Genomic DNA, 15433 nt, shown 5'->3' on the forward strand with positions numbered 1-15433 from the left:
CAGTTCTTTACTGCAGGAACAGGCTGCGATTCGGTATTTGTCGCTACTTTTCCGGCACACCTGTGACGGACTTCCCCATGGGGGAAGCGAGGTGACTTCGGGTCAGACGGCGTCGGCTGCGGCCGGTGCCAGGAAGTCGACGGGATGGTCGGTGGTGCCGTCCAGGGCTAGGTCGGCGGCGATCTCGCCCATCGCGGGCGACAGTTTGAAGCCGCTGCCGGAGAAACCGGCCATGACGATGATGTCGTCCTCGCCGGGGAGGCGGCCGACGAGCGGGTTTCCGGAGTCGGTGTAGCCCTCCATGTAGGCCGACATCCTGATGGGGTCGGGGTTCAGGTCGGGCATCAGCTCGCTGATGAACTCGCGCATGGTGGCGAGTTCCTCCGGGCGGACCGTCCGGTCGAGCCGTTGGGGGTCGGGTACCGGCAGATGGCGCGCGGAGTGGAGGCCCAGCTTGAAGGAGAGGCCCAGCTTGACGGACATGCCGTCGGGCGACGGCAACCCGTAGCAGTCGTGGGGTGTGCTGCGTACGAAGGCGGGGGCGCCGCCCGCGAACCAGTCGTGGCGGGTGGGGATGTGCCAGGAGCTGATCAGCCGGCGGACGTCGACCGCCTGCGGCAGGTCGGGGAGCAGGGTGTTGACCCAGGGGCCCACGGTCACCACCGCGGTGTCCACGTGATCCGTGCCCTGATCGGTGACGATGTGCACCCCGCCGCCTGCCGCGGGCGCGATCTCCCGCACGGGGGTGTAGCGGTGCAGCCGGGCGCCCAGTTGCTCGGCACGGGTGGCGGCGGCCTGGATCGACGCCTCGGGCCTGATGACGGCGCCCCTCCGGTCGAGGACGGCGGTGTGCCCGTCCGGGAGGCGGTGCTGCGGGTAGCGGCGGGCGAGTTCCTCCCGGTCCAGTACCTCGTGATCCAGCCGGTGGGCGGCGCCGGCGGCGAGGAGGCGGCCCATGGAGGGCGACGCGGTTTCGCCCATCACCAGGCATCCGCTGCGGCGTCGCAGCGAGAACCGGCTCTCGCCCTGGAGGTGGTCCCACATCCGGTCGGCGAGCCGCAGCAGCGGAATGTAGCGGGGTTCGCCGAGGTGGACGGCTCGGAAGATACGGGTCTCGCCCCCGGCCGCACCGCGGTCGTGACCCGGCGCGTACCGGTCGTAGCCAATGACCTCGGCTCCGCGGGCCGCCAGTCGCCACATGGCCTGGCTGCCCATGCTGCCGGCACCGATCACGGCGACGCGCTTCGGGATGCGCATGAGGTCGCTCCTTTCGATGGTGTGGTCCGGGTGGCAGTCGGGCCCCAGCACGGTGCGGACATCGTGGGGACTCTTCCGGTTCGGGTCCCACTGGGGATGGCGTTCACTTTCGGCCCGGGGGAACCTGCAGGTCAACCCACACTGTGTTCCACCTTGGGGCCTTCTCGAGACGGTCTGTCACTGCGGGCGGCCGGGCCGCACAAAATGCCGGCCCCCTCTTGTCACGGTGAGTGGCCGGTGCGAGGGTGACCCCGATCCCCTCGGATGAAAGCACCCCCTATGCCGCCCAGACATCTCGCAAACGGGCACTTCCCCACGATCACGCAGGTACTGCGCCTGCCCGTGCTCGCCGAAGGGATGCCGCGCGTGCTGGCCGGTGAGTCACAGCTGGACAGGGCGGTGCGCTGGGTGCATGTCACCGAGCTGCTCAATCCCGCCGATTTCCTGGAGGGCGGCGAGCTGGTCCTGACCACCGGCATGCCGTACCCCGAGGACGCCTCCGAGCTGCGGGACTACGTCGACCAGCTCGCCGACGTCGGCGCGGCCGGTCTGATCGTGGAGCTCGGTTACCGGTACCGGAAGGTGCCCGGCGAGCTGGTGGCGGCGTGCCGTGCCCGTCAAGTGCCGCTGGTCGAGCTGGCCCGAGGCGTCCGGTTCATCGACGTCACGCAGACGGTGCACGCGCTCATCCTTGACGCCCAGGGGGCCCTGCTGCGGCGCGGGAGGGACATCCAGGACGTCTTCACCGCCCTGACGCTGCGGGGCGCGGACCCCGAGGAACTGGTGCACACCACCGCGGAGCTCACCGGAGCCCCGGTGGTGCTGGAGGATCTCAACCACCGGGTCCTGATGTGCGAACTGCTCGGCCGGCCGTACGAGCCGGTGGTGTCGGCCTGGTCGCGGCGTTCGCGGGCCGCCCCGACCCCGGAGAGGATCACGCCGAGCGGCCCGGAGGGGTGGCTGATCGCGCCGGTGCAGGACCACCGGGGGCTGTGGGGGCGGCTGGTCCTGCTGGAGGGCCGGCTGAACGCCGAGCCCGACCCGGAACACGTCCTGGTGCTGGAGCGTGCGGCGGTCGCGCTGACCATGGCGCGCCTGGCCGGGCCTGCCTGGTGGGAACGCCGGGCCCACCGCTCCGTGCTGCGGGACCTGTACGAACGGCGCTTCCGCTCCCCCGCGGACGCACGCGCCCGCGCCGAGGCACTGGGGCTCCCGGCCTTCGGGCACCGGCTCTTCGCCCTGGTCATCCGCCACACCTGCACCGGCACCGAGGGTGAGCACCTCGACGAACGGATCGCGAAGGCGCTGGCGCAGACCGGCGTCCGCGCCCTGGTCGGCGAGACGGCCCCGGGTCGGATCGGCGTTCTTCTGGCACTGGCACAGGCGAGCGCCTGGCAGCCGGTCGCCGAGCGGATCGGCCGTCTGACCCGGGAGGAGCTGGGGCCGGAGGCCGTCGTCGCCGTCGGCCCCGGGGTGACCGACCTCGCCGGGATCGCCCGGTCGTGGCAGGAGGCGGTGCAGACGGCCGAGGCCATCACACCGGCCTCCCCGGAGCGGTGGTTCTACGTCCTCGCCGACGTCGGGCTGCCGGAGTTGCTGGGCGTCCTGCGGGAGGACACCCGTCTTCAGCGGTACGCGGAACGGCAGCTGACCCGCCTCATCGAGCACGACGACCGCAACAGCGGCGATCTGCTCCCGGCACTGCGCGCCTATCTGGCGGCGGCCGGGAACAAGTCGGTCGCGGCGAAACGCGCCGGCATGTCCCGGCAGGCGTACTACCAGCGCCTTCACACCATCGAACGGCTCCTCGGCTGCGACCTGGAGTCAGGTCTGCAGCGCACGTCCCTGCACGTCGCGGTGCTGGTCCTGGACGCCCGGGAAGCAGTTGTTCCCGGCGCATGACGCGAACGCCGGCCGTCACGCTGAGCAGCATTGCGGCCGGCGAGTGCCGAGCGGTCCGGGCGGGCGTCGGCGGACTTTCCGGAAGGCTCAGAGGAGCTCGATCAGCCTGTCGGTGAACTCGGCGGTGGTCGCGGTTCCGCCCAGGTCACGGGTGCGGACATCGGTCTTGGCCAGGATCGAGGCGATCGCGTCGGTGATGTCCCTGGCCGCGGCGGGTTGGCCGAGGTGGTCGAGCATCATGGCCGCGGACCAGATCGCGCCCAGCGGGTTGGCGATGCCCTGCCCCGCGATGTCGGGCGCGGAGCCGTGCACCGGCTCGAACATCGAGGGGAAGTCCCGCTCGGGGTTGAGGTTGGCCGCCGGGGCGACGCCGATGGATCCCGCGACCGCGGCCGCGAGGTCGCTGAGGATGTCGCCGAAGAGGTTGGAGGCGACGACGACGTCGAAGCGGGCCGGCTCGAGGACGAACTTGGCCGCGAGCGCGTCGATGTGCTCCTGGTCCCAGGCGACCTGCGGGAACGAGGCGGCCCGCTCGGTGACGAGCTGGTCCCAGAACGGCATGGTGTGCACGATGCCGTTCGACTTGGTCGCGGAGGTCAGGCGGCCGCCGCGCCGGGAGGCGAGCGTGAAGGCGTAGTCCAGCACACGTGTGACGCCGGCCCGGGTGAACACGGCCTCCTGCACGGCCATCTCTTCCGGGGAGTCCCTGTTGAGTCGGCCGCCGACCTCGCTGTACTCGCCTTCCATGTTCTCGCGCACGACAACGAAATCGACCTCGCCCGGCCGTGCGCCGCGCACCGGACTGTCGATGCCTTCGAAGACACGGATGGGCCGGAGGTTCACGTACTGGCGGAACCTGCGCCGGATCGGGATCAGCAGCCCCCACAGCGAGACATGGTCGGGCACCCCCGGGTATCCCACCGCGCCCAGCAGGATCGCGTCCTTGTCGCGCAGCTGGTCGATCCCGTCGGCGGGCATCATCGCGCCCTCCCGCAGGTACCGCTCGCACGACCAGTCGTACGACGTGTAGGACAGGGTGAAACCGTGGCGGCGGCCGAGAACATCGAGCACCTGCTGGGCTGGGGGCAGTACCTCGGCGCCGATGCCGTCGCCGGGGATCAGGGCAATACGGTGGTTGGTCGTCATGCCGTCGATTGGAGCAACGGGGTCCGTGGGGCGTCCAAGACGCAAAGCGGATCTCCCTTATAAGCGGTGCCTATCAGCTGCCGGCGGGCGTGGTTGCGCCCGTGACGAACGCGGCGGCTGCGGGCGACAGGCTGCCGCGGCGGCTGACGAGAGCGATCTCCAAGGTGGTCTCCGGCTCGATGTCCAGGACGCGCGCGCCCAGCCGCCCGGCGAGGTCCCGCCAGGAATCCGTGACCACCGCGAGCCCGACCCCGGCCAGCACCAGGGGCATGAGCGACACGCGGTGCTCGGTCTCGGCGGCGACGGTGAACTCGACGCCCTGTTCCCGCAGCGCGTCGACGTAGGCGCGCATCCCGCTTCCCACCTGCCCGACGATCAGCCGCTGTCCCGCAAGCTCCCCGCACTCCACCGCCGTCCGGTCAGCGAACGGGCCGTCGGCCGGCACCACCAGCACAAGACGCTGCCGCCCCAGCGCATGTGAGACCACTTCCTTGTCGGAGACCGGGCCGGCGGACGCCAGGAGCCCCAGCTCCACGGCACCGGTGCGCACCATGTCGATCACATCACGCGACGTGAACGCCGCATTGATGTTCACCCGGACGCCGGGATACCGGTGGCTGAAGGCACTCACCAAGGTGGTCAGCGGTTCCACCGCCTGCGACGGCGTGGATGCCACATCCAGGCGCCCCTCACGCAGCTCATGCACCGCCGCGACACTCGCCCGCGCCGTCTGCAGACTCCGCACGGCCTCCCGGGCAGGCTCGATCAGGGCCCTTCCGGCCTCCGTCAGGACTGCCCTGCGCCCGATGCGATGGAACAGCTCGGAGCCGAGATCACGCTCCAGCGCCCGCACGGCCTGTGACAGCGACGGCTGCGACACGTACAGGGCCGAGGCCGCACGGTTGAACCCCCCGCGATCGACAATCGCGAGGAAGTACTCCAGCTGCCGGATGTCCATACGCGCCCTCTGCCCCTCAGTAAATCAAGCGACGACTCGGAGACGGCAGGTCTCAGGCCGAGGCGCGTACCACCAGCTCAGGTGCCACCCAGGCATCCGCGCCGGTCAGCGGCTTCTCGCCGGCCCGCAGCCGTGCGACCTGCTCGACGGCCAGCCGCCCCAGCCGGCGCTTGTCGAGCCGCAGGGTGGTGAGGGCGGGTTCCACCAGTTCGCCCAGGGAGAGCCCGTCGAAGCCCAGCACGGCCAGGTCCTCCGGCACCCGCCGGCCCCGGCGCCGGGCGGCTCGTATCGCGCCGACGGCGATCAGGTCGTTGAAGCCGAACACCGCGGTCAACTGGGGCCGGGCGTCGAGGAGTTGTTCCATCGCGGCCTCGCCTCCCGCGACACCGTGGCCGACGGACATCACGATCCAGCCGTCATCGACCGGCAGCCCGTGCCGCCGTACCTCGGCCAGGAACGCCTCCCGTCGGGGCCCGGGGGCGAGCCGGTCACCGTCCAGCATGCCGATCCGCCGGTGACCTGCCCGGACCAGGTGGGCGATGCCCTGTTCGAGACCTGCCGCGGCGTCGATCCCGACGGCCGCGAACCGGGTCTGCTGCGGGCCGCGTTCCAGCAGGACGAGCGGCAGACCGCCGAGGTACCGGGCGAGGACCTCGTCGTCGTTCTTGAAGTAGCCCATCACGGCGTCCGCCTGGTGGGACAGCACGCCGAGCGCCTCCCGCTCCTTGGCACCGTCGGTGCGGGTGTCCCACACCACCACCTGCCAGCCACGCTCCTCGGCGGCCTCCAGGACCCCGGCCGCCACCTCGGGAAAGAACGGATTCATCAGATCCGGAATGACCAGCCCCGCGGTCACCGTCCCCTTCCGCACCAGCCCGCGCGCGAACCGGCTGGGCCGGTAGTCCAGCATCCGCACGGCTTCGAGCACCCGCGCCTCGGTGTCCGGGTCGATCTCACCCTTGTCGTTCACCGCCCGGGAGACCGTCTGCCGTGACACTCCCGCGAGCTGCGCCACGTCGTGAATCGTGGCCCGGCGACGAGGACCGTCGGACGCGTGACCACTGGGCTCCCGCTGCTGCTCGTCGGTCCACATGAAATGCACTGTATCCAGCCATCACGGCAACGGGCGCGGCCCGGGCTGGAACAGCGCGCTGTACCCGTTGAGAGCCGGCTGCCCTCCGAGGTGGGCGTAGAGCACGGTGGAGTCCGCGCCGATCTCGCCCCGCCGGACCAGGTCGATCATCCCGGCCATCGACTTGCCCTCGTACACGGGGTCGGTGACCATGCCCTCGGTACGGGCGGCGAGGCGCATCGCCTCCAGCGTGGTCTCGTCGGGGATGCCGTAGACACCCGCGTGGTACCGCTCGTCGAGCTCTACGTCCTCCTCGGTCAACTCCTTCCGTACGCCGATGAGTTGACCGGTGCTGTGGGCGATCCGCGCGATCTGTTCCCGGGTGGCGACGGGCTTGGCGGAGGCGTCGATGCCGAGCACGCGCCGGGGCCGGCCGCCCGCCTCCTCCAGCGCCCGGAACCCGGCGACCATACCGGCCTGGGTGGAGCCGGTCACCGAGCAGACCACGACCGTGTCGAAGAAGACGCCCAACTCCCGCTCCTGATCGGCGACTTCGTACGCCCACGCGGCGAACCCCAGCCCGCCGAGAGGGTGGTCGGAGGCGCCGGCCGGGATGGCGTACGGCTTTCCGCCCGACTCCTCGACATCCCTGAGCGCCTGCTCCCAGCTGTCCTTGAACCCGATCCCGAACCCGGCCTTCACCAGCCGTACGTCGGCCCCGGCGAGCCGGCTGATCAGGATGTTGCCGACCTTGTCGTAGACGGCGTCCGGCCAGTCCACCCAACTCTCCTGCACCAGCACGCACTTGAGCCCGGCCCGGGCGGCGCACGCGGCGACCTGGCGGGTGTGGTTGGACTGGACGCCGCCGATCGAGACGAGGGTGTCACAGCCCTTGGCGAGCGCGTCGGCGACCAGGTACTCCAGCTTGCGGGTCTTGTTGCCGCCGTACGCGATCCCGGAGTTGCAGTCCTCGCGCTTGGCCCACAGCGCGGCGCCGCCGAGGTGCGCGGTGAGGCGCTCCAGGCGGTGGACGGGGGACGGCCCGAAGAGGAGGGGGTAACGGGCGTAGGACGAAAGGGGCATGAGGACCTCCCGGGTCGGTCGCTGTGGGCTCAGTCGCTGTCGGCCAGCTCGGCCAGGCCCCGCCAGATCTCCGCCGTGACCCGGACCGCCTCGTCCACGTCACCGGCCGCGCAGGCCTCGATCAGCCGGTCGTGCAGGCCCGCCGAGCGGCAGTTGCCGCCCTCGCCGAAGCGCCGGCGCTCCAGCCGTCGGATGAGCGGGGTGTAGCGGGCGATGGTGGCGGCGGCCGCGCGGTTGCCGCTGACGCGGACGAGGACGTCGTGCAGGGCGTCGTCGGCGTGCAGGGCTTCGTCCACGTCACCGGCGGTGACGGCGCCCGCGAACCGTTCGTTGGCCGTGCGCATCGTCTCGATGTCGGCGGCGAACAGCCGGGGCACGGCGACCCGGGTGACCAGTTCGTGCATGGCCCCGACCACGGCGGCGGCGTCCCGCACCTCGGCGGCGACGACCTGGGTCACCCGCGTGTAGCTCTGCGGTTTGCTCTCCAGCAGCCCCTCGTCGACGAGCCGCGCGAAGGCCTCCCGCACCGGCGCGCGCGACAGCCCGAGCCGCTCGGCGAGATCGGCGTCCCGCACCACCGCCCCGGGCTCGATCTCGCCGGCCACGATGGCGTCCCGGATGGACGCGTAGGCGCGGTCCCGGAGCAGGGCGCGGGCGAGGGGTCGTATGGCCTCCATGAACTGAAATGTTAGATGTCAATCGCGCCCGCGCACAAGGGTGGGGACATGCGAGTGGCCCGCACCCCGTGAGGTGCGGGCCACGCTCGAGGCTCAGGCAGCCCAGGGCCAGTCGGCGTCCTGGGCCGCCTCGAGCAGCGGAACCATCCGGAAGGCCGCGTCCGTGAGACCTCCGAAGGTGTGGCGGTTACCGGAGCCGGAGGGGCCGTGGCCCGCCCGGTAGCCGGCGAGGTTCCAGGTGTAGACCGGCACGTCGGCCGGGACCTGCTCGGTCGGTTCGCCGTGCCGGTGGTACGTGTACTGCTCGTCGGTGACGATCAGCACCCGGTCCTGTCCCCGGTAGTGCGCGCGGACGGCCGAGGTGGTGTCGGTGCCGCCCAGGTCGCCGAAGCGGCCGAGGATCTTCAGCACCGACTCGCCCGTGCCGATGGACAGGCGCCGGTTCGTGGTGCCGAACTCGACGAGATCCGCGTCCGCCGCCCGCAGTGCGAGCGCCGTGCCGAAGATCGCCGCCGCGTCGGCCCGGTTGAGCTGCGAGCGGTCGGACAGCCGCGCCCACATCGAGCCCGAGCGGTCGACGAGCACCAGGGTCCGGCCGGGCAGCGCGGGCACGTTGGCCAGGGAGTGGCCGAGCGCCTGCTCCAGCGGGTACGCCCAGCGCAGCGAGGGCGCGTGCTGGTACGCGGCGAGGTACCGGAAGGGGAACTGCCGCGAGCGTGCCACCTCCGCCGGGTCACTGATCCGGGCCGCCACCCGGGCCGCGACCTCGTCGGAGACTCCGGCCTCGTCGAAGTTCCTCAGGTTACGGAGCAACGCCATCGCACCCATGGACGGGATCACGGCTTCCCAGGCCGCCTTGTCCATGGGCCCCTGCAGCCAGCCCGCCAGGGCCTCCCATGTCATCCCGGCAGCGGCCAGCCGCTCGGCCCCACCCTCGGACGTGACGACGGCACGCCGCTGCCCGACCGGCAGCGCCATCAGTTCGCGGTGCGCGGTCAGGATCCGGCTCGACGCGGGCGGCACGGCCGTGTCCGGGTGGTGCCGCCGGTCGAGGGCGTACTGGAACAGCTCGCCCTGCCACGGCTTGTCCGGGTCCGGGCCCGCGTGCACGAGGTTGAGGATGTCGCCGAAGCGGTAGCCCTTGGACGCGGTGTCGTACTTCAGCAGCGTCTTGCCGCTGTAGAGCCGCCGTACGGCGTCGGCGACCCCGCGCTTGACGGGCTTGGGGACGTTACGGCCGTACTGTGCCGTCCAGTACCCAAGGAACTCGCCGGGCTCGTCGGGCCGCTGGAGTACCGAGGCCACGACCTGCCGGTTCGAGGGACCGTCGGTGGCACCCACGTCGAGGCGTGCCTTCACGTACTCGGCGGCGCCCACGAGCGAGGCGGTGCGCAGGTTGCCCTCGCCGCGCAGCCAGCCGAGCAGGCCGGCGGTCCAGGTCGGGTCCGTGACGGCGAGCTGCCGTACGAGCGTGGCGAACCGGTCGTCGCGGTCCGCGCCGGACTCGTAAGAGGTCTGCTGGGAGACGAAGTTGGCGACCGCGAGCAGAAAGAGCTCGGAGCGTGCGTCACGCTCATGGCCCCGGCCGCCCTCGTACGTCCGCAGGATGCGTCCCGTCGACGTCACTCGCGAGGTGGGGCGGGCCCGCGCGGCCTTCTTGTTGAATCGCGCCATGGTGAATTCCCCCGAATTCTTTTCCGTTTCGGAGGGAGGCGCAGCAAAAGGAGGGTGCCCGAGGTCGAAGTCGACTGCGGTGCCTTTATAACTGGCGCGTCTTCCGTTCCGCCACACCGACCCTGAGTCGATGACGGGATTCGAACCCGCATGAGGGTTTCCCCCCACCAGTTCCCGAAGTATCCGCTGCCTGCGCACCGGGCACCCACCATGAGCTGCACCTCCCGAGATCAAAGTGCTCGCACCGGGAGGTGCATGAAGTTGTGGTGTCCAGAGTTCAGATCGGCGGAACCGACATTAGGTGCTCTGCCTCTGAGCTACACCGGCACGGAAGTACCGGTGGCGGGATTCGAACCCGCGGCCTCCCCATTAAGAGTGGAAGTAGGTCCTGCCTTCGCACCTGGACGTACATCACTCTAGGAGGCGTGCCGCGGGCCGGGCGAGCGAATTAAATTCAGCCCCGCTTCTGCCGCTTCCACGGCCCCGTGATCGCCAGCATGATCCCCGGAGTCTGGATGTTGGCGTACAGCGTCCGGCCGTCGGGCGAGAAGGTGACCCCGGTGAACTCGCTGTACTCGGGCTCCTCTTCGGTGCCGATGTTCAGCTCGTTGCGGGCGATCGGGTAGGTGCGGCCGCTCTCGGTGGCGCCGAACAGGTGCTGGACGCCCTCGCCGTCCTCGGCGATGACCAGGCCTCCGTACGGGGAGACGGTGATGTTGTCGGGGCCGTCGAAGGCACCGTCCTTGGAAGGGTCGGGGTTCACGCCGAGGAGGACCTTGAGCGTGAGGGTGCGGCGCTTGGGGTCGTAGAACCAGACCTGGCCGTCATGCTGGACGGGGCTCTCCTCACGGGCGTACGAGGAGACGACGTACGCGCCGCCGTCGCCCCACCACATGCCCTCGAGCTTGCGGGCGCGGGTGACCTGGCCGTCGGTGAACTGCTTGCGGACGGAGACCGTCTTGGCGTCGCGGTCGGGCACGTCGACCCAGTCGACGCCGTACACCGTACCGATCCTGGTGGCGCGGGAGAGGTCGTCGACGAACTTGCCGCCGGAGTCGAAGCACTTGAAGGCCTGCAGGGCCCCCGCGTTGTCGGCGAGGGTGCGCAGCTTGCCGCGGCCGTGGTGGAAGCCCGCCGGCGGGGTCCAGCGGAAAAGCAGGCCGTTGGGGCCGGAAGCGTCCTCGGTCAGGTAGGCGTGGCCGCGCTTGGGGTCGATGACGACCGCCTCGTGGGCGTATCGGCCGAACGCCTTGACGGGCTTGGGGTCGCGGTTGGCGCGGCGGTCCTCGGGGTCGACCTCGAAGATGTAGCCGTGGTCCTTGGTCATGCCGTTCTGGCCGGCCTTGTCCTCGGTCTCCTCGCCGGTGAGCCAGGTGCCCCAAGGGGTGGTGCCGCCCGCGCAGTTGGTGGAGGTGCCGGCGATGCCGACCCACTCGGCGACATGCCCGTGGCGGACCTCGACGACCGTGCAGCCACCGGAGGCGGCGGGGTCGTAGACGAGGCCCTCGGTGAGCGGCACGGGGTGGGGCCAGTTGGCACGCGGGCCCTTGAGCTCGTGGTTGTTGACCAGGAGGGTCGCGCCGCGGGGGCCGCAGAAGGTGGCCGTACCGTCGTGGTTGGACGGGGTGAACTCGCCGGACTCCAGCTTGGTCCTGCCGCTGTAGGTGATGACCTTGTACGTGAACCCGGCGGGCAGCGCGAGCAGGCCGTCGGGGTCGGGGATCAGCGGCCCGTAACCGACTCCGTGGTGGGCGCCCGCGATCTCCGCGCCCTCGCTCTCGCCGTCGGTGGCCGCGAGCGCGTTGGGTGCGGTGGCGAGGGCGCCGACAGTGCCCGCCAGCGCGACACCGGCTCCGGTGATCGCGGATTTCGCGGCAAAGTCCCTGCGGGTGAGCGACATGGTGTCTCCTGAGACGGTGGGTATGCCGTGGAGGGTGGGGGACCTCGGGTCGGCGCTACGGTCCCGCCCACATCTGAACACCGGTTGAACGCCAGGAGACTTCAGTGCACCCGGTTCCATGAATCAACAAAGGGCTGGGAAAGCGCCCCTTCAGGGGCGCGGGGCTGTGTCGATATGCGGCTCCGCCGCGCGGGCGCGACCAGCCACAACGGACCCGCACTCGCAAACCGGGATCAACCCCCTTGCTGCGACCGCGCCTTGAACGCGGCCTTCCGCGCCTCCTTCGCCACCCGCTTGTCCGGATGCAAACGCCCCATCGCCTCCAGCACATCCGCGGTGGCCGGGTGGTCGACTCGCCAGGCCGCCGCGAAGAACCCACCGTGCTGCTGGGCCAGTCCTTCCACCAGCCCCTGCAACTCCTCGGAGTTCCCCTCCGCGGCGAGCTGCGCGGCGATCGTGTCGACGGTCAGCCAGAACACCATGTCCTGGGACGGCGGGGGCACGTCCCCGAACCCCCGCTCGGTCAGCCAGACCCGGGCCAGCCCACCCAGCTCGGCGTCGTCGAGGACCTCCCGCAACGAGGGTTCGGCGACCGCGCCGACCAAGGACAACGCCTGCTGACACCGCAGCCTGCGCAAGGGTGCGCCCGCGTCGCTCCCCCGAGCCGCCGTCAGCAGTTCCCGGGCCGCCGCGAGAGGTTCGCGCCGGTCCAGCCACTGCTCGGTCTCGGCCTGCGCGGCGGAGGGCGGGAACGTCGAGGTCCCGTCGAGCAGTGCGTCCGCTCCCTTGTCGGCGAGGTCGCCGACGGCCGGTGCCGTGATGCCCGCCTCCAGCAGCCGCGATCGCAGCCCGTACAGCCCGAGCGGGGTGAGCCTGACCATGCCGTACCGGGAGACGTCGGTCTCGTCGCCGATCGCGGCGGGCTCCTCGTCGGTGTCCGCCATCAGTGCCTCGTCGACGGGCTGGTACTCGACGATCCCCACCGGCTCCAGGACCCGGAACTGGTCGTCCAGCCGCATCATCGCGTCGGACACCTGCTCCAGGACGTCGTTGGTCGGCTCGCCCATGTCGCTCGGCACGATCATCGACGCGGCGAGGGCGGGCAGCGGCACGGGTCCGGCGCCGGGACCGTCCTCGCTGACCGTGAGCAGGTAGAGGTTCCCGAGCACCCCGTCGAGGAACTCCTGCTCGGCCTGCGGGTCCCAGTCCAGGGAGGCGAAGTCGACCTCGCCGCCGTCGTCCATCGCGTCGACCAGATCGTCCAGATCCGGCACGCTCGCGTCGGCCAGCGCCGTCTCCAGCACCGTCAGCCACACGCCGAGCACGTCCTGCGGGGACCCGGACAGCAGAGCCAGGTCCTCGCCGGTGGCGACCGTGCCCTCCTCCTCGTCGACGATCTCGACGAGCCCGGTGTCGACGGCCACCCGCCAGGCCTCGCTCGCGTACGCTGCCGCCTCGTCCCCGGTCAGTCCGAGGTGCGCGGCCGCCGCGGGCAGCTGCTCCTCGACGAGTCCGCCCCCGGCGTCGACCCGCGTGTCCTCGCCGGCCCAGCGGGCGAGCCGGGCGGCCCTGGCGAGCAGCGGCGTGGACAGGGCGTCCCGCGCCAGCTCCGCTTCGGGGTGCAGCCGCACCGGCGGCAGGGGGGAGCTGTCTGACATCGGCTGGTTCTCCTAGGACGCGTCGTGCCACTCAGCCGCTCAGCGTAGACGGATATCCACCTATGCCGCCCGGTTCATGTCCCCGACAGGGTCCGTACATGGCTGAAACCTTGACAACTGGCGTGACCAGGCAGGAGATTGACGCGCGTAGAAATCCGGCGGACATCTGTTCCCTGTATTTTCTACGCGCGTCGCCACCGCCCCACAGGTCGCGGCTCCCACCGTTCCACGTTCACCCTCGTCCCGGCGCCTACGTTCGTCCCCGGAGGGATCCCCGTTGCCGAGCAAGAAGTCCGCGCGTCTCGCCGCGCTCACCGTCGCCGCCCTGTCCGCGGCCTCCACCGTCGTTCTCGTCTCGCCCGCCCACGCGGCCGGTGTGAGCATCCATGACATCCAGGGCGCGACCCGGATATCCCCGTACGCCGGTCAGAAGGTCGCGGATGTGGCCGGAATCGTCACCGGCGTGCGCACCTACGGCTCCTCCAAGGGTTTCTGGATCCAGGATCCGAACCCCGACGCCGACCCGGCCACCAGTGAGGGCGTGTTCGTCTTCACCAGCTCCACCCCGAAGGTCGCCGTGGGCGACGCCGTCACGGTCACCGGGACGGTCTCGGAGTACGTCCCGGGCGGCACGTCGAGCGGGAACCAGTCGGTGACCGAGATCACCAAGCCGACCGTCACGGTCGTCTCCAGCGGCAACGCGGTCCCCGCCGCCACGGTGGTCGACGCGACATCGGTGCCTGCCGTCTACGCCCCGGCGGGCGACCCCGCCGCGGGCAACTCGATCAACGGCCTGACCCTGGAGCCGAAGAAGTACGCCCTGGACTTCTACGAGTCCCTGGAGGGCATGAACGTCAAGGTCGCCGACACCCGTGTGGTCGGCGCGACCGACCCGTACACCGAGCTGTGGGTGACGGTGAAGCCGCGCGAGAACACCACCCCCCGCGGCGGCACCCTCTACGGCTCCTACACGTCGCAGAACACCGGACGGCTGCAGATCCAGTCGCTGGGCTCGACCTCGGCCTTCCCCGTCGCGAACGTCGGTGACGTCCTCACCGGCAGCACCGCGGGACCGCTGGACTACAACCAGTTCGGCGGCTACACCCTGGTGGCGAACGAGATCGGCACGCTGAAGAGCGCCGGTCTCGAGCGGGAGACCACGCAGAAGCAGAAGAGCGGCGAGCTGGCGGTCGCGACGTACAACGTCGAGAACCTCGACCCGTCCGACGCCACCTTCGAGGAGCACGCCTCCGCGATCGTGAACAACCTGAAGTCGCCCGACATCGTGTCCCTGGAGGAGATCCAGGACAACAACGGCGCGAAGGACGACGGCACGACCGCCGCCGACGTGACGGTGAACAAGCTGATCGACGCGATCGTCGCGGCGGGCGGCCCGAGGTACGAGTCGCGCTCGATCGACCCGGCCAACGACACCGACGGCGGCGAGCCGGGCGGCAACATCCGCCAGGTGTTCCTCTTCAACCCGCAGCGGGTCTCCTTCACGGACCGCGCGGGCGGCGACGCCACGACGGCCGTCGGCGTGACGAAGACCCACGGGAAGGCCGCGCTGACGGTCTCCCCGGGCCGTATCGACCCGACGAACACGGCCTGGAACAGCAGCCGCAAGCCGCTGGCCGGCGAGTTCGTCTTCCGTGGCCGCACGGTCTTCGTGATCGCCAACCACCTCAACTCCAAGGGCGGCGACTTCGGTCTGAGCTCGGCGACCCAGCCGGTGCCGCGCAGCTCGGAGATTCAGCGCCACCAGCAGGCGACGCTGGTCAACGCCTTCGTCAAGGACATCCTCGACACCCAGAAGAACGCGGACGTCATCGCCCTCGGCGACATCAACGACTTCGAGTTCTCCGACACCGCGAAGATCCTGGAGGGTGACGGCGAGCTCTGGTCGGCGATCAAGTCGCTGCCCAGGAGCGAGCGTTACACCTACGACTACCAGGGCAACCAGCAGGTCCTGGACCAGATCCTGGTCAGCCCGTCGATCCGGCGCGGCTGCGACTTCGAGTACGACAGCGTGCACATCAACTCGGAGTTCCACGACCAGATCAGCGACCACGACCCGCAGGTGCTGCGCTTCAAGCCGTGACCCAT

11 protein-coding genes are annotated in these 15433 nt (G+C 70.7%); 2 read left to right on the forward strand and 9 right to left on the reverse strand.

Annotated elements, in window-relative coordinates; genetic code table 11:
- Positions 1–102: 102 nt before the first annotated feature.
- Complete coding sequence (gene solA / locus QF027_RS12195; RefSeq protein WP_307074450.1) at positions 103–1257, reverse strand: N-methyl-L-tryptophan oxidase; 1155 nt, start codon at positions 1255–1257, stop codon at positions 103–105.
- 279 nt (positions 1258–1536) lie between these two features.
- Here solA and QF027_RS12200 point away from each other — a divergent pair, with 279 nt between their 5' ends.
- Positions 1537–3159, forward strand: coding sequence for a PucR family transcriptional regulator (locus QF027_RS12200; RefSeq protein ID WP_307074452.1), 1623 nt, complete (start codon positions 1537–1539; stop codon positions 3157–3159).
- An 87-nt stretch (positions 3160–3246) separates the two neighbouring features.
- Here QF027_RS12200 and QF027_RS12205 read toward each other — a convergent pair whose 3' ends face one another.
- The 8 genes from QF027_RS12205 to QF027_RS12240 form a co-directional block, all read right to left on the reverse strand.
- The gene (locus QF027_RS12205) at positions 3247–4305 is read right to left on the reverse strand and encodes a tartrate dehydrogenase (protein WP_306983239.1); all 1059 of its coding nucleotides are present in this window, start codon (positions 4303–4305) and stop codon (positions 3247–3249) included.
- A gap of 73 nt (positions 4306–4378) precedes the next feature.
- Entirely contained in the window at positions 4379–5263 is an 885-nt protein-coding gene (locus QF027_RS12210; protein ID WP_307074455.1) for a LysR family transcriptional regulator, read from the reverse strand.
- 52 nt (positions 5264–5315) lie between these two features.
- Positions 5316–6356, reverse strand: a complete 1041-nt coding sequence (locus QF027_RS12215; protein ID WP_307074457.1) for a LacI family DNA-binding transcriptional regulator — start codon at positions 6354–6356, stop codon at positions 5316–5318.
- A gap of 21 nt (positions 6357–6377) precedes the next feature.
- Entirely contained in the window at positions 6378–7418 is a 1041-nt protein-coding gene (locus tag QF027_RS12220) for a 1-aminocyclopropane-1-carboxylate deaminase (protein WP_306983233.1), read from the reverse strand.
- Between the two features lie 29 nt (positions 7419–7447).
- Positions 7448–8095, reverse strand: coding sequence for a GntR family transcriptional regulator (locus QF027_RS12225; protein ID WP_306983231.1), 648 nt, complete (start codon positions 8093–8095; stop codon positions 7448–7450).
- A gap of 93 nt (positions 8096–8188) precedes the next feature.
- Entirely contained in the window at positions 8189–9769 is a 1581-nt protein-coding gene (locus tag QF027_RS12230; protein ID WP_306983229.1) for a TROVE domain-containing protein, read from the reverse strand.
- A gap of 454 nt (positions 9770–10223) precedes the next feature.
- The gene (locus QF027_RS12235; protein ID WP_306983224.1) at positions 10224–11669 is read right to left on the reverse strand and encodes an alkaline phosphatase PhoX; all 1446 of its coding nucleotides are present in this window, start codon (positions 11667–11669) and stop codon (positions 10224–10226) included.
- A gap of 233 nt (positions 11670–11902) precedes the next feature.
- Entirely contained in the window at positions 11903–13327 is a 1425-nt protein-coding gene (locus QF027_RS12240) for a hypothetical protein (RefSeq protein WP_307074460.1), read from the reverse strand.
- Positions 13328–13604: 277 nt separating this feature from the next.
- On the opposite strand from QF027_RS12240, the gene QF027_RS12245 reads away from it, so the two are divergent.
- Positions 13605–15428: an endonuclease/exonuclease/phosphatase family protein gene (locus QF027_RS12245; protein WP_307074462.1), complete on the forward strand. Its 1824-nt coding sequence runs from the start codon at positions 13605–13607 to the stop codon at positions 15426–15428.
- Positions 15429–15433: the final 5 nt, after the last annotated feature.

Source organism: Streptomyces canus, from assembly GCF_030816965.1.
GTDB classification, from domain to species: Bacteria; Actinomycetota; Actinomycetes; order Streptomycetales; family Streptomycetaceae; genus Streptomyces; species Streptomyces canus_E.